The organism is Acinetobacter lwoffii, assembly GCF_029024105.1.
Taxonomy (GTDB): Bacteria; Pseudomonadota; Gammaproteobacteria; order Pseudomonadales; family Moraxellaceae; genus Acinetobacter; species Acinetobacter lwoffii.
This window is the reverse complement of record NZ_CP118963.1, coordinates 2,608,406-2,632,179: the sequence shown is the minus strand read 5'-3', so window position 1 is coordinate 2,632,179 and position 23,774 is coordinate 2,608,406. Positions and strand designations below refer to the sequence as shown.

Below are 23,774 nucleotides of genomic sequence, written 5' to 3'. Positions count from 1 at the left end.
TAGGTTTTTTCTTATGCGTATCTTTCAACGAATTCACAATAAATTGAACTGGTCGAATCGCCGTTATGCGACTTTGATCATTAGTATGCTGGCTGTGGGTTATTTGGCTTCGGCAATCTACCACACGTATAAGCCTTTGCCGGAAGGTCTGAATTACACGGGCAAACTGCGTCATGCCGAAGTCAAGTTTCTGGCCGATCAGACTTATCTGGATGCCGAAGGAAAACAGCATTTAGATCATCGCATTTTTAATGAAATGCTGAAAATGATTGAAGAGGCCAAATCGCTGATTGTGCTGGATATGTTTTTATTTAATCAGCAAACCGGTGCATCTACGCAGCAGCATCAGGCATTGAGTCAACAACTGAGCGATGCTTTAATCAGTAAACGTCTGCTGCAGCCTGAGGTAGAAATCAAATTTATTACCGATCCGATCAATTCGGTCTATGGTGGAATTAGATCCGAGCAGTATCGGGAATTACGTCAGCACGGTATTGATGTGATTGAAACCAATCTGACGCCGTTGCGGGCTTCCAATCCAAGCTGGTCCGGCTTCTGGTATATCTGTTGCCAGGGCATTGGCAATAATCCGGAAACAGGCTGGTTGCCGAATCCATTTGGAACAGAAAAAATTACCCTGCGCAGTTATTTTGATTTGTTTAACTTTAAAGCCAATCATCGCAAAACTATGGTGGTGGATACCGATCAAGGCTGGAAAGCACTGGTCACATCCATGAATCCGCATGATGGCAGTTCACGGCATTCCAATATTGGTTTATTGGTCTGGGGGAGCACAGCTGTGGATATTTTGAAAACAGAACTGTCTGTGGGCATGATGTCACAAGCGAATATGCCAGCCATTGTCGCTGGGGATTTTCAGGCAGACAGTAGCCAGCCACAAGCTCAGGTGCTGACTGAAAAAGCCATTTATGATGCGATTCTGAATCTGATTCAGACCGCGAAAGCCAGTGAACAGATTGATCTGGCAATGTTTTATCTGTCTGAGCGAAAAATTATCAAAAGTCTGATAGCGGCCCATGAACGTGGTGTCAAAGTCCGGATTTTACTCGACCCAAATAAAGATGCCTTTGGCCGTGAAAAGAATGGAATTCCAAATCGGCAGGTGGCTTCAGAATTGCACGAAGCGGGTATAAATGTACGTTGGTGTCATACTCAGGGTGAGCAATGTCATAGCAAGATCCTAATGAAGCGCAATGCTCAGCAAGCTGAAATGATTTTAGGTTCGGCCAATTTTACGGTACGCAATTTGAAAAACTATAATCTGGAAACTAATATGCGCGTGGTGGGTCAGCCTCAGGCCGAAGTCTTCCGGGATGCCCAGCAATATTTTGAGGGTGCATGGTCAAATCTAAATGGCCGTTCGATGAGCGTAGATTACACTCAATATGCAGAAAACTCGTTCTTTAAATATTGGCTGTATCGTTTTATGGAATGGAGCGGCTGGTCGACGTTTTAATTTTAAATCCCTCCTGACCTCCCTTTTTAAAAAGGGAGGAAAGTCCCTCTTTGAAAAAGAGGGAGTTAGGGAGATTTTTTATTATCAGCTTTTTGATTCTGGATTCGGCGGAACCAGCTGATCCAGCTCTTTATCCGTTAATTCATCCAGCTCAGAAATATCGGTTTTAATTTTCCATTGCGCTTCATCATCAACCGGATTTGGTAAACGCGCTTCTAACCAGTCACAAACTACATCGGGTGGGAAATCTGCGTGATTACACTGGATCACCCAAGACAGGAAATCTTTGGCTACACCATTCATATATGGCGGTGGCGAAACTGGAAGAAACTGAGTTGGAAGACGTTCATTTTTAGAAATATAATTCAGGACATGACCTAGTTCTTGCACAGTTTGCCAAGCCAGCGGATGATCTACATTGATCTGAAACTTAAACCACCATGCCTGTTTACCATCTGAACCATAGCTATCAATCCGTTCTTTCTGAACACTCGGCACTTTAGAAAAATATTCATGTAAACGATCGAAATTTAAATCAGACACAGTATTCAACTCGAAACATTAAAAAAAGTAATTTTAGCATAAAGCAGCAGGATGCCGATGAGCCCGCTAGATTGAAAATAGGCGAGCGCATTACAAAAAATTGCAGCTCCAACGAGCTTATCCATATTTTTCGCATCTATTTTGTTTAAAATATAAGCAGATTATTCGGAGGAAGCTCAAATGAGAATCGTACTATCGAGCGCAATATTCGCTGCTTTGCTATTGGGAGCTTCTGCACAGACGATGGCTGACAATGCCTGGGTGGGTTATAGCGGTATAGATCGATCCACACCGAATTATCGCAGCGCTCCACGATCTTATGATCCACCACGGCAGCATTATCCGCAACGTTCACTGCCACCAAGACCACATTACCCGCAACGACCACCACATTGGGGCTATCCACCTGCACAGAGTCAAAGTGGATTAAATATTCAGTATCAGGCACCGACCACTATTTATCGAAATTCGAATAGTTATAGCTGGGTCAATGGTGATCCGAATGTTGCCCGGATTGAAAGTTCGAGATATACGGTAATTACTGATTGGCAGCGTTTAGGACTACCAGCACCGCCACGTGGCAGCTACTGGATTTATGAAAACGGACGCTATGTGCTGGTGCCAAATCGTTAAACTGCTTTAAATTCTGAACGGATAATTCAGCAATAAGCGTAAATAACTCAAAAAGACCAAAATAGTTCCCTCTCCTGTGAGGAGATGAGTAGCACTGCTACGCAAGGGAGAGGTTGCTTGAGATAAATAGTTCTAAACCCTGAAAGAGGCTTGAGTATTGCTTTAAGCTGAAGTGCAAAAAAAGAGGGCTTAAAAGACTATGCCAATTCATCATCTTCTGGGCGCGGTGTTTTGCCGAGTGGTAGTGGCTTTTCACTATGTTTGTCACGGATCACGGATGGATAGGTCCATGAGGCATAGCGCACCACTAATATCGCAAAGGCCAAAATCAGAATCGAACCGGTAATAATCACCAGATCCATGCTGGCTTTATGCGTGTGTTGAATATCTGCAATCAGCAAACGGGTCAATGCAGTAATCGCAATATAAATCAGGAAACGTACTGGCATATGGTTGGTTTTAAAGTAGATACCAACCATGGCACCCAGTTCCAGATAGATAAACAATAAAAGAATGTCATCAATGGTGGCGAACTGTTTGACGGTCAGAATGTCAATGACGGTATGGCCGGCGGACCAGATCACCATACAGCCAATAATAAACAGCGCAATATAATGAAAGCTTTCTACAGCAAGATTACCAAGACGGTCGAGGAGGGCTTCAAATTTTTCAATTTTTGGACGTGATTTAGACATATTATCCTCCTGATTTTTCATGTGAAATAAAAGATAGTTGCAGAATAACCTGCAAAGATCATGCACAGAATGATTGAATGAAAAATAAAGATTAAATTATTTGAACTTTTGCGCTTTTTTTAGACTAAATTGCTATATTGTATGGGTGGTACATTGAATAAATAGGAGAAAAAAGTGTTAGATAAAATTCAAACAAAAATTAGCCAATTAGAAGCCGGAAAAAAATTAATCCTCGGCGTAGGCATTAAGGCTGAAGATATGCAAAAGGTGGTGGAACTCTGCGAGTCTTTAGAGTCTGAGGGGAATATCAAAATTGTGAATAAACATCTTAATCCGAAAAGCAATAATCAGCCGGATACCTTACTGATTCAAAAAGTTTAATTATTGCATTTTCATAAAAAAACGCCTGCTGATGCAGGCGTTTTTTATTGCAGATTTTCAGCTTAAGCTTGAGTCGTGAAATAATCTTCAGAGAAGTTCATGATGACGTCAGAACCTGATTTCACTTTAGTAATGCGTAATGCCAGTTCAGGCAGAATGCGTTGCACAAAATAACGTGCCAGAGCGAGTTTATTTTGATAGAACTCACCTTCTTTATTTTTCGCTGCATTGGCAATGCGCGCGAACATATAAGAGAAGCTCAACAGACCTACAGCGTGCAGATAGTCAACTGCAGTCGCATTCGGGAAGTCATGGCTTTCTCTTGCTGCTTCCAGAATGTACTGAGTCACTGATTCAACTTCAGTCGCTGCATCTAGTGTGGCATCTTTAATGAAGTTCAGGTCTGCATCCAGACTATTGGCAAAGTCACGGATTTCAGAGATATATTCAGAGATATATTCGCCGCCACATTTAATGGTTTTACGGCCGATCAAGTCTTGTGACTGTACGCCGTTGGTGCCTTCATAGATCTGGGAAATACGCAGGTCACGGATACATTGCTCTAGGCCCCATTCACGGATATAGCCATGACCACCGAAGACCATTTGTGCATCTAATGTTGCCTGGAATGCGGTATCCGTTAAATATGCTTTCGCGATTGGTGTTAATAGCGCAACGCGGTCATTGGCTTTTTTCACCGCTTCAGGATCAGTAGAGAATTTGGTGATATCCAGTTGCTGACCTACATAAACTGCAAAGGCACGCGAAGCTTCGTTATTGGCACGTACATTCAGCAGCATACGGCGTACATCACCATGCACCAGAATACTGTCTGCAGGTTTGTTTGGTGATTGAACGCCAGCCGCGCTGCGACCCTGTAAACGGTCTGTCGCATATTGCGCAGCGTTTTGATAAGCGAATTCAGAAGCACCTAGGCCTTGGATACCCATGGACAGACGTTCATAGTTCATCATCACGAACATTGCCGCCAGACCTTCGTTTTCTTTACCAACCAGGTAACCTTTGGCACCGTCAAAGTTCATCACACAAGTCGCAGATGCCTTGATCCCCATTTTGTGTTCGATTGAACCTGGGCCGACCGGGTTACGTTCGCCAATAGAACCATCTTCATTCACCAGGAATTTCGGTACGATGAAGAGGGAAATACCACGAGAGCCGGCAGGCGCATCTGGGGTTTTTGCTAGAACGAGGTGGATGATATTTTCCGCCAGGTCGTGATCACCACCCGTGATGAAAATCTTGGTGCCGCTGATGCTATAAGTGCCGTCTTCGTTACGTTCAGCTTTGGTCTTGATAATACCCAGATCAGTACCGGCATGTGGCTCGGTTAAGCACATGGTACCTGACCATTCACCTGAATAAATTTTAGGTAAATAGGTTTCTTTTTGTGCTTGTGAAGCGTAGCTGTTCAGCGCCATGCCTGCACCAACAGAAAGCAGTGGATAGAGCATGAAAGAAGGGTTGGTGGCAAACAGCATTTCATCAGAAAGTACTGTCAGCATTTTCGGCATTTCCTGGCCGCCCCATTCCATATCTGCGCCCAGACCAATCCAGCCGCCTTCTGCATATTGTTTGAAGGCTTCTTTAAAGCCAGCAGGTGTGGTCACATTGCCATTTTCAATTTTTGCGCCTTCTTCATCACCGGTACGGTTCAGTGGAAGCGTGACGTTTTGCGAAAATTTTGCCATTTCTTCAAGAATCGCTTCTGCTGTCGCAGCATCCAGATGCGCTAGATTTTCATTGGCCTGCCAGAACTGTTCTGCATTGAAGACATCGTTCAGGATGAATTTCATATCGGCAAGTGGCGCGTTATAAATTGGCATGGTGTGTCACCTGTTTATTGTTTGATTAAATGAGTTTTAATCAGTCTAAAACACTCAAAATCTGAATGTTAGACGACTAAAGGTTAATTCTGTAACTCTTTATAAAGAAAAAGGACTGCCTGTTGATTGACCGTCCTTTTTCTATGATGTAGCTAGTCTGAGACTAACTTAGAATGCAAAGTGTTCCGCATCCAGGTTCATCAATGGCTCTACACCTGTCGCAATCACTTCGACGTGTGAACGAACGCGTGGCAGGATTTTCTTGAAGTAGAAGCGTGCTGTCGTCACTTTGGCATTGTAGAAGTCAACTTCAGTGGTGCCAGCAGCCAGCTGCTCTTGAGCAACCAGTGCCATACGTGCCCATAGGTAAGCCAGAGTGACATAACCAGAGAAGTACAGGTAATCGACTGCAGCCGCACCCACTTCTTCAGGGTTTTGCATCGCGCGCATACCAATTTGCATGGTCAGGTCGCCCCATTCTTTGTTCAAGGTAGCCAATGGTTCAACGAATTCTTTCATTGCAGCATTGTCTTTGTGCGCTTCAGCAAATTTATGGATGATCTTGGTGAAGTCTTTCAACATTGCACCTTGCGTACCCAATACTTTACGGCCTAACAAGTCTAGTGCCTGAATTTCAGTGGTACCTTCGTACAAGCAGGCGATACGTGTATCACGTACGATCTGCTCCATACCGTGCTCAGAAATAAAGCCGTGACCACCAAATACCTGTACACCGTGTTTCGCAGCTTCAGAACCAGTTTCAGTCAGGAACGCTTTTGCGATTGGTGTCAGCAATGACAGGATGTTGTCTGCAAATTTACGGTCTGCTTCTTCTGCAGCATGTTCAACTACGTCAGCATATTGTGCTAACAGGTAAACCAGTGCACGACCACCTTCTGCATATGCTTTTTGAGTTAAAAGCATGTTACGTACCGCAGGATGCACAATGATTGGATCTGCTTCTTTTTCAGGTGCTTTAGGACCAGAAAGAGAACGCATTGCCAGACGGTCTTTTGCATATGCAAGCGCGCCTTGGAATGAACCTTCAGATGCTGCAAGACCTTGAACTGCTGTACCGATACGTGCTGTGTTCATGAACGTGAACATGCAGTTCAGGCCGCGGTTTTCAGGTCCAATCAGGAAGCCTTTAGCATTGTCAAAGTTGATGACACAAGTCGCGTTACCATGGATACCCATTTTGTGTTCGATCGAACCACAACGTACACCGTTACGCTCGCCAATCGAACCGTCAGCATTCAGGTTGAATTTTGGCACGATGAATAATGAGATACCTTTGGTGCCTTTCGGTGCACCTGGCAGGCGAGCAAGTACGATATGGATGATATTTTCAGCCATGTCGTGTTCACCAGCAGAGATAAAGATTTTCTCGCCAGAGATTGCATAGCTACCGTCCGCTTGTGGTTCAGCTTTGGTACGGATAATACCCAGGTCAGAACCCGCATGGGATTCAGTTAAGCACATGGTACCCGTCCACTCACCTGAAACCAGTTTAGGCAGGTAAGCATCTTTTTGTTCAGCTGAACCATGGTGTTCTAAAGTACGAACTGCACCGTGAGACAGGCCAGGGTACATGCCCCATGCCCAGTTCGCAGTACCGACCATTTCAGAAATCGTGATACCTAAAGAGTTTGGTAAGCCTTGACCGCCGTATTGTTCTTCAGCAGAAAGAGAAGGGAAGCCAAGCTCGATGTATTTTTGGTACGCTTCTTTAAAGCCAGTCGGAGTCGTAACAACGCCGTCATTCCAGGTACAGCCTTCACGGTCACCGGTCTGGTTGATCGGAGACAATTCGTTTTCACAGAAGTCGGCCGCAGCTTCTAAGTACTGATCTACCAGCTCACGGCTTACGTTTTCTTGGAATGCAGGGAGATTTGCATAGTGTTGTTCAGCATTTAATAATTCATGCAACACAAATTGCATATCACGTAAAGGCGCTTTGTATTGTGGCATATCGGTTTCCTCAATACTGGTTGAACCAGCGTTATAATCTTAGATGAACTAAAACCTGTCTTCACTGACACGGTTTGGAATGATCTAATCGTGCAACAACTTCCCTTGCGGTACAAGCTTTTCGGGGTGTTTTCTTGGTGACTGTAAAGTCAAAGATTAATCTGCATGACGCATTAAAGGTCTTGAGTATAAAGACTTTAGCCATATTCTGCAGGAAACGAATAGTCAACTGTATGCATGAAAGAGCACGCAATAAAAAAGCACCCGAAGGTGCTAGTCGTGAAGCCTTGATTCCTATGCATTAATAGGTAGAGGCTGTGGGCTGGAAACGGACATGACATTTGCCATTGATGGTTTGTTCGCTCATCTTGATCTGTGCAGCAGTCCCGTCTTTTTTGCCTTGACAGGCTTGCAGCATGGCTTGTTGATGTGCCTGACGTTGAGCGAGGCGCTGATCAAACTGTTTAGTCAATTCTGCACGTTTGGCATCCGTCAAGACTTCACCGTGCATCATGCCTCTACGCATATCGGCACGCATTGGACGATGCTCAGCTTTCATGTCGCGATGGCTTTTCATCTCTTTATGATCTGCTTTAAAGACCATCTTGCAGGTGCCGTCTATGGTTTTATCGCCAGTCTTGATTTGAACAGCCGAGCCCACAGCTTTATTGTCGCAGGCCTGTTGAAGCTGTTTGGCAAACTGCATGCGTTCTGCACGCTTTGCCTTAAACTGTTCACGCTGTTCGGGAGTTAGATGCTGTTTTTTGCCTTCATGATGTTTCATCATATGGGGGTGATCATTATGTTTCATCATATGGGGGTGATCATTGTTTGGGACATTACTGGTGGATTGACAGGCAGTCAACGCACCCATTGATAAAACACTTGCACTGATTAAAGCTATTTTTGTCATGGTTTGCATTGTATTTATCCCCGTCAAGAAGCTGATTCTATGTCAGATAAAGATTAAACAATAAAGATGAAGAAACAATGAAGAGTTTTTTGCTGCGGTGTTCGCTACAATAATGAATATAGAAGAAAAATTGAGATTTCTATTTTGAACATTCGCCGCATTCCCATTGCATTACGTCTATTTTTGACCGTGCTGTTGACCACGCTGGTCATTACCACGGTAAGTCTAGGTGTATTGCATCTGAATATGCAGCGTAATTTCGCCCGTTATGTCGCTGATGTCGAAATGCAGAAGCTGGATTATGTGATTGAAAATCTGGCAGATGTCTATGCAGTCTATCAGGACTGGGGCAACGCGATTCAGGCACAGATTCTCCAGATGGAAGGTGAAGCCGCACCAGATGATTATGACCGATTATCACGCTGGTGGCTGCGCCGTCAGTATGATATTGCCTTGCAGCAGCGTTATTTTCAGGAACAGACCCTGGCTCAAGTGGCACCGAGTATGGTGGATCCAGAGTTACCACAACGTCAAGTCAATGAAGAAGAGTTACGGGTGCTGGCATCTAATTTGCCGTCCCAGTTTCAGCCCTTTGAAGGCTTAAAATTCCCGCTTAGTTCTAATCAGAATCTGTTTAGAACTGATCGCAAAAATGGTGAGCAGCCAGCACAGCAACCGACTGGCAAGAAACAGTTTATCCAGATGCCGGACCGTCTCGGCCTCAGTTCACGTCTCTCTCTGTATGATGCAAAACGTCGTTTTGTAGTGGGTGAAGCTTCGGATGAGCAAGTTTCTTATCGCCCGATTATGGTGAATAATCAGATTGTCGGCTATTTGGGCTTAAAACCGGTTCTGGATCAGGATGATGCCTTAAGTATTAATTTCTTTAGTAACCAGAAGCGTTATTTATTTTTGGTTTATGCACTCAGTATTTTGGCGAGTCTGATTGCGTCCTTGTTATTGGCGACTTATTTTAAAAAGCCGATTCAACGTCTGCTCAATGGTACGCGTGCCTTGACTCAGGGAAATTATCAATATCAGGTTAAAGTGAACCGGAATGATGAATTAGGTGATTTATCCAATGAATTAAATGCATTGGCGGTGATTCTGGATCAGCATGAAACCTCACGCCGTCAGTGGGTGGCAGATACTTCGCATGAGTTGAAAACGCCACTAGCAGTCTTACAGGCACAGATTGAAGCGATGCAGGACGGGATTCGTAAACCAACGCCTGAACATTTTGCGTCCATGCTGGCGCAGGTAAACAGCCTGAAAAAACTGACCCAAGATCTGGCCGCGCTGGCACAGGTCGATGCCCAGCAATTGCAATTTTATTTCTCCTCGGTAAATCCGTGGGAGGTGGTGCAGCAGGAACTCATCAACTTCCAGCCGAAATTTGAGCAAGCTGAATTGACGGTCAATGCAGACGGTGAGGGGACTGAGTTAAATCTGGATCTGGATCGTTTTAAACAGATTGTGGCGAACTTGCTCAGTAACAGTATTCGCTATACTGAAGCGGGTGGGCAGGTGCATATTCATACGACACAAGATGATAAAGAATGGACCTTATATATCGATGATAGTCCGTTTGGTCTGACTGATGAACAACTGGCGCGTATTGGTGAGCGTTTCTACCGTGTCGATGATTCTCGTACCCGGGCGACTGGCGGAACCGGACTGGGTTTGGCATTATCATGTAAAATTACGCAGGCGCTGGGCGGCAGCTTAAGCTTTGCACATTCACCACTGGGTGGTTTACGATGCAAGCTGAGCTTTCCTAAACAAATGAAACCATGAAGGGAATAGATTGATGAAACATGTCATGCTGGTTGAAGATGAAATCGAACTTGCACAGTTGGTGCGAGACTATCTGGAAGCTGCTGGTTTTGAGGTCAGTATGTTTCATGATGGGCAGGAAGCATATAACAGTTTTACCCAGCGTAAACCGAGTCTGATGATTCTGGACTTGATGGTGCCGCGTATGGACGGCCTGACCATTTGCCGTAAAGTACGTGAACAGTCGGATTTACCGATTATCATGGTGACCGCGCGTACTGAAGAAATTGACCGGGTATTGGGTCTGAATATGGGTGCAGATGATTATCTCTGTAAACCGTTTAGCCCGAAGGAACTGGTCGCGCGTGTACAGGCTGTGTTACGTCGTCTGGATCGTAAATCAGAACCGGAAAGCAATGATTTATTCCGCATGGACAAATCACAACAGCGCATCTGGTACCAGCAAAAAGCCTTGAATTTAACGCCAACTGAATTCCGTTTGCTGGAGTTATTCCTGGAACATGTCGGACAGGTATATTCACGTGCGCAATTGCTGGATCATATTAATCCGGATAGTTTTGATGTGGCTGACCGTGTGATTGACAGTCATATCAAGAATTTACGCCGCAAGATTTCAGATGCGGCTGAAACCGGTAACCGTCATGAGTGGATTCAGGCGGTGTATGGGGTCGGTTACCGTTTTGAATATCCTGAAGACTGATTAAGTTTTTAATGTTTAAGAGAAGCGAATAGGTGAGAACTTATTCGCTTTTTTTATATCTGAAAATGATAAATATAAGAGGGCTAAAAATAATGAATATCATGATCCGAGATGAGCAAATAGATGACATTCAGGCAATTGAAGAGTTAACAAAAGACGCTTTTAAAGACATTGAATATTCAAGTCATACTGAACATTTTATTATCAATGCATTAAGGAAGAAGCATCAACTGACGTTATCGTTAGTCGCTCTTGAAAATAACACTATTGTTGGGCATATTGCCGTTTCTCCCGTATCAATGTCTTCGGGTACAGCAGGGTGGTTTGGATTAGGCCCTATTTCAGTTTTGCCTGATCAACAAGGTTTAGGCATTGGTTCAAGGCTTGTATATGCAGCATTGGACAGACTGAAAGCATTGAATGCAAAAGGCTGTGTGCTATTAGGCGATCCCAAGTATTATGCTCGTTTGGGTTTTCAACCGATTGCCGATTTAGTTTTGGAAAATGTACCAGCTGAATATTTTCAAGCGATCAGTTTTGATGGGGATTTTCCCAAAGCCCAGGTATTTTATGATGAAGCATTTAATGCAACTCAATAACTGACGGTATATTGAATATTATTTTGATGATAGATCTTAAATTTTTTTATATGCATCATTCCTATAAACAAGGTAAAAACCTATCGTACTGTTTTAAGTAGTTCAATTCGCTGCCGATCGACTTTCTTTAACTTTAATACTACTAACTCATAAGAATTCAGCACTAAATTTTCAATCAAAGCTTCGTCCAGATGTTCATCCTCATAAACTGAAATCCAGTGCTGTTTATTCATATGCCAGCCCGTATGAATATAAGGGTAAATGTCTCGAAGCATGGCACCGTGATCAGGCTCGACTTTTAAATTAATCGCAGCTTTTCCTTGCAAATAAAAAGCCAGTATAAAGACTTTATCCAGCACTTTAAATACATCACAACCCTCACCAAAAGGCTGGGTGACTGTTACTTCAGGAAGTTTTAAAGCAGTAAATGATGCAATTTGATATAAAGACATAAGCTATTGATAAATCATCATAAAACTGTGGATAATGCTTAAATTATCCACAGTTTTTGGCTGAGTTGTGAATAAATTAACAGGCAAAATAATAATCTACATCAAGGCTGAGCCCCAAAGAAAACAATGCTTGTATGCTCGTTACACTTAACTTGCGATGATGTGGATTTTCTAAATGCCCATGCGCTTGAATATATTGCTGAATATGAGGGTTGAAAAAGGTTTTTTGTAAGACAGACTGATATGGGTGGAGTTGATCAACGAGATAGTGGAGGTGTTGATCTAAATCGTGATGTTCAGAATTTAAGCGAGATGGCAGTTCCAGCAAGCTAGTTTGTGCATGCTCCAAATATTTTTGTGAACGAATATTTAGACCTTGATCAAAAAGAATATTGAACCGCATGCCTTGAAAATATTCTTGTAGCTGTTGGGCGGTTAAGCATTCTGAACTTATGCGAAAGCTCGCTGATTCTGTGATTGTGAATGGGGTGTCAGCCATTGATGTTAAGGGCTCTGTGAATGTTTCTTGTTCAGAGGAAGTATTTAAGTGGCTATGCACATGAAATTCGATATTAAGTTCGCTGAGTAAACCTAAAAGTTGATGCGTGAGATGAAAACCCGAGCTTTGCTCATTAAACGCTTGAATGTACAAATGCAGGGCTTTACGATAGGTTTCAGTCAACTGCAAGATATTGGTATTTGTTTTGAGTCGATGCAACCACAAGTAGACCTGTTGTGTGAAATCATCATGTAGCTGTACCGCACCGATATTCAGTCGTATGCCTAGAGGCTGTGTGGATTGTTCTAGGTTTAGCAGATCCTCATCGGCATACCACACTTGAACTTGAGATATTTGATCAAGGTGGTATTACAAGATGAAATCTTCAATAGACTGCTGATTACATGCAATAGTGAAGTATAAAGATGCTGATTCTTGAGACATGTGGTTCATATTTTCAATGTTCAGATCATCATAATGTCATCTGTAGTCCAATAGAAAATTTTAAGACGAACAGCTGACCATCACTTCAGGCACATCACTTGGCAAGGGTGCTAAATCTTCAGGCTGTTCCAGATCTGGCTGTTTCTGATAAGGCTGACTCAATAATTTAAACAGGCGGTCTACTTCAGAAAAATCATCCCGCTCTGCCAGTTCAATGGCTTTCTGTGCCATATGATTACGCAGAATATAATGTGGATTGGCCAGTTGCATGGCGGCGTCTAATTCTTCTATATCCTGTTGTTCTCGAATGCTTTCATATTGTGTCAAAAATGCTTCAAACTGACGACGATCCAGACAATCATCTTTAAGGACTTCATAGTCTTTATTTTGCAACCGGATAAAACTCTGGGTGTAGTCCAGTTGTTCACTTTGCAAAATGCGCAGAAATACCATCGCGCAGTCAAAACTGTCTTTATGGAAACTTGGCAAGCCCATTTTCTGGTTTAAACCATGTTTATAATGTTCCAAGAATGTTGGTTCATAATGCTCCAGACATGCAGCTAAATCCTGTTTCCATTGTTCTTTGTCATAATCTGTAGGGCAGAGCGGGACCAGATTGTTTAACCATTGCCACAAATTCCAATGTCCGATACTTGGCTGCTGCTGATAGGTATAACGCCCTTGATAATCCGAGTGGTTATTGATCCAGTTCGGACGGAAGCGCTCCATAAAGCCATAAGGACCAAAGTCCAAAGTTGAACCGGTAATATTCAGGTTGTCAGTATTCATCACGCCATGTGCAAAACCAACCAGTTGCCATTTGGCAATCATCACCGCAGTGCGCTGAATAACTTTGGTGGCAAAGCTCAGAATCGGCTGTTCGTCTTGCAGACATTCCGAATAATGCCATTCGATACATTTTTGGGTAAATTCAGCTAGCAGATCTGGCTGATACTGATTGATCCATTCGAAATGACCGAAACGGATATGACAATCCGAAGTACGCAACATCATCGCGCCCGGTTCCAGTTTTTCACGTTGAATACCTTGTATTGATGAAGTAAAACCGACTGCATTACTCGATGCGACACCCAAACAATTCAAGGCATGACCGGCCAGATACTCACGAATAACTGAGCGCAGTACTGCACGACCATCGCCCATGCGTGAATAAGGCGTAGACCCAGCACCTTTTAAATGCAGGTCAATGGTCTGGTGATTCTGATCCAGAATTTGAGCAATCAATAACCCGCGACCATCTCCCAATTGTCCTGCCCATTGTCCAAACTGATGACCTGCATAGACCATAGCCAAAGGTTCAAACTCAGCAAAGACTTTCTGACCACTACAAATCTCGACCCATTGCGCCTTGTCTTCGTCCGACCATTGCAGTTGTTCTGCCAAAGCTGCATTAAAATGTCCGGCTTTTGCACCTTTTAACGGCAGCGGAACTTGATGATGATAGAGGCGAGCAGGTAGTGTTTGATAGCGAGATTTAAAATACATAGCATCAGTACAGGATTGGAATACATGAACTATAACAAAGATAGCTGTATAAAACTGTTGTATAAGCGAGAGTTCACGTTATCTTTCGGGCATAAAAAAAGCCCCAATCGGGGCTTTAATTTTCAACAGTTTTTATTGAGAAACTGCAGATTTTTTCAAATTACGAACCAGTAGATTCAAGGTTTGACGATGATGAGAAAGACGCTGTTCAACCAGCTGGAATTCAACTTTCAGCTTGTCATCCATTTGATGGATTTTTTCAGCCATAGACGCTTTCTTGACCTGAATTTCCTGTTCTTTCAACTTCGCCCAGTCATTTAAGGTTTGGGTAAATGCATCATATTCCTGTGCGATCTTGGTTTTTACCGCTGAGATATCTTCAGAAACATCATGACCATACACCGCAAGATCCTGTTCGGCATATTTAAACTTCATCGCCAATTCTGCTTTTTTGATATTGAAGCTAGGAATACGGCGCAAGTTTTTAGCTAAACCAAGTTTAGAACAAGTCCAGATCAACCATTTAGTTGGATCGTACTGCCACCATTTCACGCCGTTACGGTAATCGTATTGGAAAATGTGGTGATAGTTATGATAACCCTCACCCCAAGTTGCAACCGCGAGTACGAAGTTGTCACGTGCAGTATTTTCGTCGGTATAAGGACGATTTCCCCACATGTGGCACAGTGAGTTAATGAAGAAGGTTACATGATGGCTCAGGATTAAACGCATTAATCCACCCAATAGCAACACGCCCCATACATCGCCGACTGCCCAGCCAATTGGCAATAAAATCGCAGCATGAACAGCAATCACTAAAGGAACGTAGTATTTGTCCTGAAACATCACCACTTTGTCTTTTAATAGATCTGGCGCATTTTTATAGTTGGCAGCACCAGATGGATAATCACGTAACATCCAGCCAATATGTGCATACCAGAAGCCTTTATTGATCGAGTACGGGTCTTGATCAACATCATCGACATGACGGTGATGGGTACGGTGACCAGATGCCCAGAATAAAATACTATTCTGTACAGCAAATGTACCCATAATCATCAAGATGATTTTTAATGGTAAAGTGGCTTCATAAGCACGATGTGCCCACAGGCGATGGTATCCTGCTGTAATGCCGAGGCTGCTTACGCCCAGTAAAACAAACATACTGATCCAAGCGGCAGCGCTAAAATCATGGTGATACGCATACAACGGAATCGCGATCAGGGCTACAATCGGTAAGAATACCAATGCAAACACAGCAATCCAGTTGATGGGGGCTTTGGGTAAGGGAGCATTCATCTCCAACAGCACTCCTAGAACCTCGGAAGGTATAACAAAAAGCAGAAACTACTGTTGGTTTTAACAGCAGCCTATCTTGTCCATATTAGCATGTGCCCTAAGGCATCACTAGCATTATTGTACGGTTGTATTGTACTTGTCGGTAACAGAATAAGTAGGGCAGAAGTGACCATTTTGCGAGCGTAGACAGGCTCTGATTTCCGACTAAGTGACTGAGGATTATCACTCTCTCAGAAAATGGAAACCGAATGAATCAGAGGAAAATCATTGTTCATAATTTCTACAATATTACCAGGAAATTTGCAGAATATAGATGTTGGGCAACTTAATCTCACTTTCAAATAAAATCTGATTAAGGAAAATTCACACTTTCATTATTGCATTATCGAAATGAACTGGATCAAGAAATACCTAGATCAATCAAGGCTAAGAGAGATTATTTAGAGTTGTTGTAGCATCAATTTTGGATAATCGGTAATCAGCCCCTGAATACCCCAGTCTCGCAGCTGTTTGGCACGGGTGACATCATTGACTGTCCAGACACTGATATTTAACTCGGCAGCCTGCGTAGCCTGAATCAGGTCTTTACTGGCCAGTTCATCCATCCAGCCAATATGACAGCATCCAAGTTCCAACGCCTGATCAATGGCCTGATGTTTGACATCGGTTTCAATCAATAAACCGCGTTTTAAACGTGAGTTTTGCTGTTGCAACGCATCCAGAATTTTGGCATCAAAGCTGGTAATAATAGCCGCTTGTTCATAGCCTTGCAGTTGTTGTTCGACTTCAAACGCGATTTTTTCAGCTGCTGCTTCAGATGCTACGCTTTTAATTTCGACTTCAATATGCTCAAAATTTCGAATGACATTTAAGGTTTGATCGAGCAATGGTGTCGCTTCGATTTTATTCCATTCTGACCAGGCCACTGCGTGATTATATTGGGTAAGATCTTGACGGTTACACTCGTATAGATGCTTCTGCAAACCGGTGGTACGCACAAAGTCATCATCATGCATGATGATTAAGGCATTGTCTTTGAGCTGACGAACATCAAACTCAACGGCGCGAATGCCGATCTCCTGAATATATTGAAAACCGCCCAAGGTATTTTCAGGGGCTTCACCACGTGCACCACGATGACCAATTATGTGCATAAGATGCCCATGAGTGGGAAAGTTAAGTTCATTTTGCGAGGGCTACATGACAAAAGGATGACACTTTCTATTTTCGTCAGATGCTCTGTAAAATCAAGAGACATCTGACGTGTATTTTTAGATGCTAACTTGAAACATAATTTTACTTTTCGATGCTGTCATTGATATTTTTTTGCCATAGTACTTCGGAGCCGCCCTCAGCACGTTGCAGGGTGCGTGATGCGACAAATAACCAGTCCGATAAACGGTTAAGTAGTTGCAGTGACGCTGCCTGAATATTTTGGTCACGGTGATGCACGGACATCACGCTGCGTTCTGCGCGACGGCAGACTGCACGCGCCTGATGGGCAAAGCTGCACACCAGCGTTCCGGCAGGCAGAATAAAGTCTTTTAACATCGGCAACGCTTCATTCATGCGGTCGATATCATTTTCTAAAAACTCAATTGATACCGGTTGCACCAGATTAAAACCTGGAATACACACTTCACCGCCCAGATCAAATAGCCAGTGCTGGATCAGGCTTAAAGATTTATCCCAAGCGGCTTGATCTTCAATGTTACTTGCTGAAATTTGTGCACGTAATACGCCAATCACGGCATTCAGTTCATCGACATCACCCAGCGCGGTAATACGCAAGTCATCTTTGGCAACGCGTGAGCCATCACCAAGCCCTGTAGTACCCGAATCGCCTGTGCGCGTGTAGATTTTACTTAAACGGTGGCCCATATGTGTTCCTTGAATTTTTAATGAAGATAATAAAAAAGGATAATGTCGGTCATAACATTATCCATAAACTGCGCTGTTTTAAAGTTTTTTGCTGTTTAGGGCTTAGTATTTAAAGGTGATGCCTGCAGAAGCGAGACGGCCACCGTTGATATAGAATTCATCACCACCATAAGATGCAGTCTTAAACTTGTTGTCACCGATATTCTGAATATTTGTAAAGACTTTAAGATGCGGATTGAGATTCCAATACGCATTCAGATCAACCGTGGCATAGCCAGGCAGTTCTTTCGAGTTTTTTGAAGCAGAAATTTTAGATGTGGATTTCGCAGTTAATGTCGCACTCAAACCATATACATTATTTTCTAATCCAATCGTTGTTGAAAGCGATTGGCGGGGACGACGAATAAGTTCTAAACCTGTTTGTTCATCTTGAGTTTTGACATAAGCGTATTCAGTACTCATAAATAAATCATCTTTTTGCCATTTTAGACCGAATTCACCACCAGTCATTTTTGCTTTGGCTGTGTTAATGAAGTCTGTTGTTGACGTATTTGTCAGATCGTCCCAACTATAATCAGGCGAAATTAGGTTTTTAACTTTAGTTTGATATAAGGATAAAGATGTACTGAAATGATCCGTTAATATTTGATCTATCCCGATTTCGTAAGAAATACTTTCTTCGGGTTTTAAATTGGGATTACCATTAGTGATGTACGTAGTTCCTTTCCACTCACTACTATCAGAATAGAATAATTGATTCCCAGTTGGTGCTTTAAAGCCTGTACCGATATTGCTGTAAATACTCGTTGTATCAGTAAGGTTATATCGACCTGCAATTTGACCGACTACATGGCTACCAAATTGGTCATGATCTTCTAAGCGTAAACCAGCTTGGGTATGTAGCTGATTGGAATCGTAATTATGTTGAACATAGTATCCGATACTATCTAAATCTTGCTTTTGTCCTTGAATAGCATAGCTCTCGATATTGGCTTGATTTAATGCTGCACCTAAGATGACTTTTTGACTTTCTGAAATCTTCAAATTAAGGTTAAGATCAGCTTCATCACGTTCAGTATTGAACATATAGCTGCTTCTAGATCCAAGTAATTCATCTTTGAAATTTGCATATTGCGCATTTAGTGCAAGGTTTTCTGTAAGCGTTGTACTTGCTTTTGTGATAAAAACTTGGTTAAGAAAGTCTTGAGAACCACCATAATAGACATTTGTTCCCTCATTTTTACTAAAACTTAGGCTGGCGCTGTATTTCTCTTGGTCGAGACCCAATTTTGCGCTGTAACCTTTTTGATCGTATCCTGCATCTTCTTTTGCTTTATTTGTAACGGGAGTTCCACCGCTTTCAAGGCGCTGAGCTTTAATTTGAGCGTATAAACCTGACTGATCTACAAAATCTGCGCCAACAATAGATTTATAGGTATGATTTTCACCTATCTCATTGGTCAATGAGATACCTGTTTTCTTAGGTGTAGCCGAAATCACATTGATGACACCACCAATCGCATCTGTACCATACTGAACGGATGCAGGACCTCTTAAGACTTCAATACGTTCAATATCGCTTAAATCTATATAAGGAATATTAGAGCCACCATCTAGAGCGGTATTTAAACTGACGCCATCTTTTAAAAATAGAAGGTGCTTTGAATCTGTACCACGAAGGAACGCAGATGTCGTTTGACCAATACCACCTGATTGCACAATGTTAATAGATGCTTCTCTATTCAGTAGAGAACCTAAATCTGCAATAGGAGATTGTTGAATGGTTTTTTCATCAATCACTGAAATCCGCGCAGGCACATTTTCTATCTTTTCTTCAGAACGTGTGGCAGTCACCACAATGGTATCTAAAGATGCTTTTGCAACTTTTTGCTCGGCGGCATGGACAGATGAAGTAAAACCCAACGCAAGTGCGATCGCACCTACTAAGGCAGTAGGTTGACAATGAAGTGACATGTTAAAGCTCCATACATTCACTTCCCCGTGAATGATTGAGTTATAGAACACAGCAAGCAGGTTTCCGGACTTAAATGTGCAAAGCAGCGACTTTGCTGTATATCCACCTTCCCACATCAAGATGCAGTGGTGTAAACCGAAGAGTTTAAATTGATAGACGTTTCATTTTTTACCGTTGCGGGGGCAGTGCTGGATTTACACCAGCTTCCCTAAAGCCTGAAGGCTTGGATTTGCTGCAAAGTGAGCGCAGTATAAAGTCAATATGAGTTATACACAATCTGCATAGAGAATAATCCAGATGAACTTTACGCAAGTCAGAAAAATTGCATTACAATGATTTGCCCCAATCTTATAGATTGTTCAATACATTGGTAGATCTAGAGCCAACATAATATGCGAACCCGTGCCAAAATTTGTGGAATCACCCGAGTTGAAGATGTACATGCCGTAGTCAATGCTGGCTGTGATGCGATAGGGTTTGTGTTTTATCCACCGAGTCCACGACATGTTACTTTAGAGCAGGCTGAAATCCTGATCCGGGCGGTTCCGGCTTATGTGCAGGCCGTAGGTTTATTTGTAAATAGTCGCGCAGATGAAATTCAGCATATTCTTAAAACCGTTCCGCTCGATATTTTGCAATTTCATGGCGATGAAACACCTGAACAATGTCAGGCCATCGCCCAGCAGGTCGGACGCCGCTGGTATAAAGCCATTCGGGTGCAACCTGATCTGGATGTGGTTGCAGAAATTCAGCGTTATCAAGATGCAGGCGCAAGTGCAGTACTATTAGACGCATGGCATCCTGACCTGAAAGGCGGCACAGGGCACAGCTTCGATTGGGATACATTTCCCAAACTCAATCTTCCCTTGGTCTTGGCAGGCGGTTTAAATCCTGACAATATCGAACAGGCAATTCTCACCACACAGGCCTATGCCGTGGATGTGAGTGGCGGTGTCGAGTCCGCAAAAGGTATTAAAGACCAACAACTCATAGAACGCTTTATGCAAGGAGTCCATCGTGGATCAGCAAAGTACTAGCCAGAACAGTCAGGCAGTTGACTATACCCAATTCCCGGATGAACGCGGGCATTTCGGTATTCATGGCGGACGTTTTGTGTCAGAAACACTCATGGCGGCTTTAGAAGACTTGGAAAAGCTCTATTTCCGTATGAAAGATGATGCGCAGTTTTTGGCAGAATTTGACCGTGACATGGCGTTTTACGTCGGTCGTCCGAGTCCTTTATATCATGCTGAACGATGGTCGAAAGAGTTGGGTGGCGCACAGATTTACCTGAAACGTGAAGACCTGAACCATACCGGTTCGCACAAAGTAAATAATACAATCGGTCAGGCCTTACTGGCGAAGCTTTCCGGCAAGAAACGTATTATTGCCGAAACAGGGGCAGGCCAGCACGGTGTGGCGACGGCCACCATCGCAGCACGTTTAGGTCTTGAATGCGTAGTATTCATGGGCGCAGACGATGTAAAACGTCAGGCGATGAACGTCTACCGTATGCGTTTATTAGGTGCGACGGTTGTGCCGGTAGAAAGTGGCTCCAAAACATTAAAAGATGCCATGAACGAAGCCATGCGTGATTGGGTGACCAATGTTGATTCAACCTACTACGTCATTGGTACCGTGGCAGGTCCACATCCATATCCGCAACTGGTTCGTGATTTCCAGTCGATCATTGGTCGTGAAGCACGCCGTCAGATTCTGGAACAGGCTGGCCGTTTACCAGATGCCCTAGTGGCATGTGTCGGTGGTGGATCCAATGCCATGGGCTTGTTCTATCCATTCCTGAATGACCAAGATGTGAAAATGTATGGTGTTGAAGCAGCAGGTCATGGGATTGAATCAGGCAAGCACTCTGCGCCGTTGAATGCCGGTCATGTCGGTGTACTGCATGGCAACCGTACTTATTTAATGTCGGATGCACAAGGTCAGATTATCGAAACCCATTCAATTTCTGCAGGTCTGGATTATCCGGGTGTGGGTCCGGAACATAGCTTCCTGAAAGATATGGATCGTGTTAAATACGTACCAATTAATGACCAAGAAGCGCTACAAGGTTTCCGCGACTTGACCAAGATTGAAGGTATTATTCCGGCGTTGGAAAGCGCACACGCCATGGCATACGTGACCAAACTTGCACCGACCATGGACAAGGATCAAATTATTCTTGCGACGGTTTCAGGTCGTGGTGATAAGGACTTGATGACCGTTGCCCGTATTGATGGCGTGGAAATGGTAGAGATGTAAGTTCCTTAAAGTCCTCTCCTTATAGGAGAGGGTTTGGGGGAGGTTATTTCAAATAAAAATCGTGCTAAGTTTTCTTAGCACGATTTTTTATTGAGTAGATTTTGAAAAAAATATACTTGTATGCGGTTAAGAGAACTCACCTTGCGCACGTTCTTTGGCCCACTCACGTAAAACAAATTTCTGTAATTTTCCGGTCGAGGTTTTTGGAATTTCGGTAATCACCACATCCTTAGGCACTTTAAAACGGGCCAGATGTTCACGGCAGAATTCCATAATTTCTTCTTCTGTGGCCTGGGTACCTTCTTTGAGTTCAATAAAAGCACAAGGAACTTCCTGCCAGCGTGGATCAGGTTTGGCGACTACCGCCGCAGTCAGCACCGCCGGATGTTGATACAGCACTTCCTCGACTTCAAGCGATGAAATATTTTCTCCGCCAGAAATAATCACATCTTTGGAACGGTCGGTAATTTTGGCATAACCATCCGGTTGGCATACAGCCAGATCTCCCGTATGGAACCATCCACCAGCAAAGGCTTCTGCTGTCGCCTCAGGATTTTTCAGATAACCTTTCATCACGATATTGCCACGGAACATGATTTCGCCCATGGTCTGGCCATCGTGTGGAACTTCCTGCATGGTATCGGGATCAAGCACTTTCATGCCATCTTGTAATGGATATGGTACGCCTTGACGGGAGTGCAACTGCGCCTGTTCCTGAATGGATAAATCACTCCAGCCCGCTTGAGATGCGCAGAGTGCAGAAGGACCATAGGTTTCTGTCAAGCCGTAAACATGCGTCACGTTAATACCGATATTTCGCATGCCTTCAATGATTGCTGCAGGAGGTGCAGCACCAGCAACCATGACCTCGACACGGTGCTCAAGCTTGGTCTTTTTCTCTTCAGGCATGTTGATCAACATCGACAGGACAATCGGTGCACCACAGAAGTAATCGACTTTATGTTCAGCAATCAGTTTAAAGATCAGTTCAGCATCGACTTTACGCAAGCAAACGTTGGTTCCGCCGTTGGCCGCCATGGTCCAGGCAAAGCACCAGCCATTACAGTGGAATAGCGGTAGTGTCCATAAATAGGTGGCACGTGGTGTCATGCCACAGGCAATAATATTACTGGCTGCGTTAATGTAGGCACCGCGATGATGATAGACCACGCCTTTCGGATTGCCAGTGGTACCGGAGGTATAACTTAAGCTGATAGCATCCCATTCATCTTGAGGTAAATGCCATTCAAAGTTTGCATCGCCTTGCGCAATCCAGTCTTCATATTCGATTTGGCCAATACGCTTGTCTTCACCTTCAAACTCTTCATCGGCCACATCAATCACATAGATGTCTTGTGATATCAGGGCAAGCGCTTCAGTGGCAAGTGCAGTAAATTCAGGATCAACCAATAATACTTTGCTTTCGGCATGCTCCAGCATAAAGGCAAGTGTCTTGGCATCCAGGCGGGTATTTAAGGTGTTGAGGACTGCGCCTGCCATCGGCACAGCAAAATGCGCTTCGATCATGGCAGGGACGTTAGGCAGCAGGACAGACACGGTATCATTTTTACCGATGCCTAAATTTTGGAGTTGGTTGGCAAACTGACGACAACGGTTGTATTTCTCACGCCAGGTGATCCGGCGCTTACCATGAATAATCGCGTTCTGATTTGGATAGATATAAGCTGCACGATCAAGATAGCGTAAAGGTGATAATGCTACAAAATTCGCGGGGGTACGCGGTAATTCATCATATGCGCTAACCATTGTAAAACTCCGTTCTATATTTATTTTCATATCCTGTTGAAAAGATATGTATTTCTCAGAAATCTTGCATTTATGCTTTAGTCGAGTACGATTTTACAAATTTTAAGTATTTGAATATTAATAAAAATATTTAACC

At 43.4% G+C, this 23,774-nt stretch carries 21 protein-coding genes and 1 riboswitch; of the genes, 8 read left to right on the top strand and 13 right to left on the bottom strand.

Translation table 11 applies throughout. The features are described 5' to 3' along the window. Positions 1 to 13: 13 nt before the first annotated feature. The gene (locus PYW33_RS12720) at positions 14 to 1,477 is read left to right on the top strand and encodes a phospholipase D-like domain-containing protein (RefSeq protein ID WP_004647494.1); all 1,464 of its coding nucleotides are present in this window, start codon (positions 14 to 16) and stop codon (positions 1,475 to 1,477) included. Positions 1,478 to 1,561: 84 nt separating this feature from the next. Here PYW33_RS12720 and PYW33_RS12715 read toward each other — a convergent pair whose 3' ends face one another. Further along, positions 1,562 to 2,020: a hypothetical protein gene (locus PYW33_RS12715; protein WP_004647495.1), complete on the bottom strand. Its 459-nt coding sequence runs from the start codon at positions 2,018 to 2,020 to the stop codon at positions 1,562 to 1,564. 180 nt (positions 2,021 to 2,200) lie between these two features. On the opposite strand from PYW33_RS12715, the gene PYW33_RS12710 reads away from it, so the two are divergent. Beyond that, positions 2,201 to 2,653, top strand: coding sequence for an RcnB family protein (locus PYW33_RS12710; RefSeq protein ID WP_004647496.1), 453 nt, complete (start codon positions 2,201 to 2,203; stop codon positions 2,651 to 2,653). A gap of 197 nt (positions 2,654 to 2,850) precedes the next feature. On the opposite strand, the gene PYW33_RS12705 is transcribed toward PYW33_RS12710, so the two are convergent. After that, positions 2,851 to 3,348 (bottom strand): phosphate-starvation-inducible protein PsiE, encoded by a 498-nt coding sequence (locus PYW33_RS12705; RefSeq protein ID WP_004647497.1) that lies wholly within the window; start codon positions 3,346 to 3,348, stop codon positions 2,851 to 2,853. Positions 3,349 to 3,522: 174 nt separating this feature from the next. Here PYW33_RS12705 and PYW33_RS12700 point away from each other — a divergent pair, with 174 nt between their 5' ends. After that, complete coding sequence (locus PYW33_RS12700) at positions 3,523 to 3,729, top strand: hypothetical protein (RefSeq protein WP_004278311.1); 207 nt, start codon at positions 3,523 to 3,525, stop codon at positions 3,727 to 3,729. 62 nt (positions 3,730 to 3,791) lie between these two features. On the opposite strand, the gene PYW33_RS12695 is transcribed toward PYW33_RS12700, so the two are convergent. From PYW33_RS12695 to PYW33_RS12685, 3 genes are all read right to left on the bottom strand, one after another. Continuing rightward, on the bottom strand, positions 3,792 to 5,573 hold the full coding sequence (locus PYW33_RS12695; protein WP_004647498.1) for an acyl-CoA dehydrogenase C-terminal domain-containing protein: 1,782 nt from the start codon (positions 5,571 to 5,573) through the stop codon (positions 3,792 to 3,794). Between the two features lie 168 nt (positions 5,574 to 5,741). Beyond that, positions 5,742 to 7,544: an acyl-CoA dehydrogenase C-terminal domain-containing protein gene (locus PYW33_RS12690; protein ID WP_004647499.1), complete on the bottom strand. Its 1,803-nt coding sequence runs from the start codon at positions 7,542 to 7,544 to the stop codon at positions 5,742 to 5,744. A gap of 301 nt (positions 7,545 to 7,845) precedes the next feature. Then, complete coding sequence (locus PYW33_RS12685; RefSeq protein WP_004647500.1) at positions 7,846 to 8,466, bottom strand: hypothetical protein; 621 nt, start codon at positions 8,464 to 8,466, stop codon at positions 7,846 to 7,848. A 135-nt stretch (positions 8,467 to 8,601) separates the two neighbouring features. On the opposite strand from PYW33_RS12685, the gene baeS reads away from it, so the two are divergent. The 3 genes from baeS to PYW33_RS12670 all read left to right on the top strand — a co-directional run bounded on the left by baeS (position 8,602) and on the right by PYW33_RS12670 (position 11,553). Beyond that, positions 8,602 to 10,254, top strand: a complete 1,653-nt coding sequence (gene baeS, locus PYW33_RS12680; RefSeq protein WP_004647501.1) for a sensor histidine kinase efflux regulator BaeS — start codon at positions 8,602 to 8,604, stop codon at positions 10,252 to 10,254. 13 nt (positions 10,255 to 10,267) lie between these two features. Next, positions 10,268 to 10,954 (top strand): response regulator, encoded by a 687-nt coding sequence (locus PYW33_RS12675; protein ID WP_004278304.1) that lies wholly within the window; start codon positions 10,268 to 10,270, stop codon positions 10,952 to 10,954. Positions 10,955 to 11,046: 92 nt separating this feature from the next. Beyond that, positions 11,047 to 11,553: a GNAT family N-acetyltransferase gene (locus tag PYW33_RS12670; protein ID WP_004647503.1), complete on the top strand. Its 507-nt coding sequence runs from the start codon at positions 11,047 to 11,049 to the stop codon at positions 11,551 to 11,553. A gap of 80 nt (positions 11,554 to 11,633) precedes the next feature. Here the strand turns inward: PYW33_RS12670 and PYW33_RS12665 are convergent, their stop codons facing one another. The 7 genes from PYW33_RS12665 to PYW33_RS12635 all read right to left on the bottom strand — a co-directional run bounded on the left by PYW33_RS12665 (position 11,634) and on the right by PYW33_RS12635 (position 19,608). Further along, a complete protein-coding gene (locus tag PYW33_RS12665) occupies positions 11,634 to 12,005 on the bottom strand; it encodes an MmcQ/YjbR family DNA-binding protein (RefSeq protein ID WP_004647504.1) in 372 nt (123 codons plus the stop codon). 76 nt (positions 12,006 to 12,081) lie between these two features. After that, on the bottom strand, positions 12,082 to 12,843 hold the full coding sequence (locus PYW33_RS12660) for a hypothetical protein (RefSeq protein WP_004647505.1): 762 nt from the start codon (positions 12,841 to 12,843) through the stop codon (positions 12,082 to 12,084). A 165-nt stretch (positions 12,844 to 13,008) separates the two neighbouring features. Further along, on the bottom strand, positions 13,009 to 14,454 hold the full coding sequence (locus tag PYW33_RS12655) for a protein adenylyltransferase SelO (RefSeq protein ID WP_004647506.1): 1,446 nt from the start codon (positions 14,452 to 14,454) through the stop codon (positions 13,009 to 13,011). Positions 14,455 to 14,586: 132 nt separating this feature from the next. Continuing rightward, positions 14,587 to 15,753: an acyl-CoA desaturase gene (locus PYW33_RS12650; protein WP_004647507.1), complete on the bottom strand. Its 1,167-nt coding sequence runs from the start codon at positions 15,751 to 15,753 to the stop codon at positions 14,587 to 14,589. Between the two features lie 440 nt (positions 15,754 to 16,193). Continuing rightward, positions 16,194 to 16,907 (bottom strand): glycerophosphodiester phosphodiesterase, encoded by a 714-nt coding sequence (locus tag PYW33_RS12645; protein WP_004647508.1) that lies wholly within the window; start codon positions 16,905 to 16,907, stop codon positions 16,194 to 16,196. Between the two features lie 142 nt (positions 16,908 to 17,049). Then, the gene (locus PYW33_RS12640) at positions 17,050 to 17,634 is read right to left on the bottom strand and encodes a cob(I)yrinic acid a,c-diamide adenosyltransferase (RefSeq protein ID WP_004647509.1); all 585 of its coding nucleotides are present in this window, start codon (positions 17,632 to 17,634) and stop codon (positions 17,050 to 17,052) included. Between the two features lie 102 nt (positions 17,635 to 17,736). Then, positions 17,737 to 19,608 carry a TonB-dependent receptor plug domain-containing protein gene (locus tag PYW33_RS12635; RefSeq protein WP_004647510.1) on the bottom strand — a complete coding sequence of 624 codons (1,872 nt, stop codon included), beginning with the start codon at positions 19,606 to 19,608 and terminating at the stop codon, positions 17,737 to 17,739. Between the two features lie 38 nt (positions 19,609 to 19,646). Continuing rightward, positions 19,647 to 19,857: riboswitch (cobalamin riboswitch) on the bottom strand. 144 nt (positions 19,858 to 20,001) lie between these two features. On the opposite strand from PYW33_RS12635, the gene PYW33_RS12630 reads away from it, so the two are divergent. Beyond that, positions 20,002 to 20,646: a phosphoribosylanthranilate isomerase gene (locus tag PYW33_RS12630; RefSeq protein ID WP_004647511.1), complete on the top strand. Its 645-nt coding sequence runs from the start codon at positions 20,002 to 20,004 to the stop codon at positions 20,644 to 20,646. Continuing rightward, a complete protein-coding gene (trpB, locus tag PYW33_RS12625; protein WP_004647513.1) occupies positions 20,627 to 21,871 on the top strand; it encodes a tryptophan synthase subunit beta in 1,245 nt (414 codons plus the stop codon). The genes PYW33_RS12630 and trpB overlap by 20 nt, the downstream gene beginning before the upstream one ends. 126 nt (positions 21,872 to 21,997) lie before the next feature. Here the strand turns inward: trpB and PYW33_RS12620 are convergent, their stop codons facing one another. After that, positions 21,998 to 23,638: an acyl-CoA synthetase gene (locus PYW33_RS12620; protein WP_004647514.1), complete on the bottom strand. Its 1,641-nt coding sequence runs from the start codon at positions 23,636 to 23,638 to the stop codon at positions 21,998 to 22,000. Positions 23,639 to 23,774 lie beyond the last annotated feature (136 nt).

Coding starts and splice junctions, on each gene's coding strand:
- PYW33_RS12720 (WP_004647494.1), top strand. CDS start 14: ATGCGTATCTTTCAACGAATTCACAATAAATTGAACTGGTCGAATCGC.
- PYW33_RS12710 (WP_004647496.1), top strand. CDS start 2,201: ATGAGAATCGTACTATCGAGCGCAATATTCGCTGCTTTGCTATTGGGA.
- PYW33_RS12705 (WP_004647497.1), bottom strand. CDS start 3,348: ATGTCTAAATCACGTCCAAAAATTGAAAAATTTGAAGCCCTCCTCGAC.
- PYW33_RS12695 (WP_004647498.1), bottom strand. CDS start 5,573: ATGCCAATTTATAACGCGCCACTTGCCGATATGAAATTCATCCTGAAC.
- PYW33_RS12690 (WP_004647499.1), bottom strand. CDS start 7,544: ATGCCACAATACAAAGCGCCTTTACGTGATATGCAATTTGTGTTGCAT.
- PYW33_RS12685 (WP_004647500.1), bottom strand. CDS start 8,466: ATGCAAACCATGACAAAAATAGCTTTAATCAGTGCAAGTGTTTTATCA.
- PYW33_RS12675 (WP_004278304.1), top strand. CDS start 10,268: ATGAAACATGTCATGCTGGTTGAAGATGAAATCGAACTTGCACAGTTG.
- PYW33_RS12670 (WP_004647503.1), top strand. CDS start 11,047: ATGAATATCATGATCCGAGATGAGCAAATAGATGACATTCAGGCAATT.
- PYW33_RS12665 (WP_004647504.1), bottom strand. CDS start 12,005: ATGTCTTTATATCAAATTGCATCATTTACTGCTTTAAAACTTCCTGAA.
- PYW33_RS12655 (WP_004647506.1), bottom strand. CDS start 14,454: ATGTATTTTAAATCTCGCTATCAAACACTACCTGCTCGCCTCTATCAT.
- PYW33_RS12650 (WP_004647507.1), bottom strand. CDS start 15,753: ATGAATGCTCCCTTACCCAAAGCCCCCATCAACTGGATTGCTGTGTTT.
- PYW33_RS12645 (WP_004647508.1), bottom strand. CDS start 16,907: ATGCACATAATTGGTCATCGTGGTGCACGTGGTGAAGCCCCTGAAAAT.
- PYW33_RS12640 (WP_004647509.1), bottom strand. CDS start 17,634: ATGGGCCACCGTTTAAGTAAAATCTACACGCGCACAGGCGATTCGGGT.
- PYW33_RS12635 (WP_004647510.1), bottom strand. CDS start 19,608: ATGTCACTTCATTGTCAACCTACTGCCTTAGTAGGTGCGATCGCACTT.
- PYW33_RS12630 (WP_004647511.1), top strand. CDS start 20,002: ATGCGAACCCGTGCCAAAATTTGTGGAATCACCCGAGTTGAAGATGTA.
- PYW33_RS12620 (WP_004647514.1), bottom strand. CDS start 23,638: ATGGTTAGCGCATATGATGAATTACCGCGTACCCCCGCGAATTTTGTA.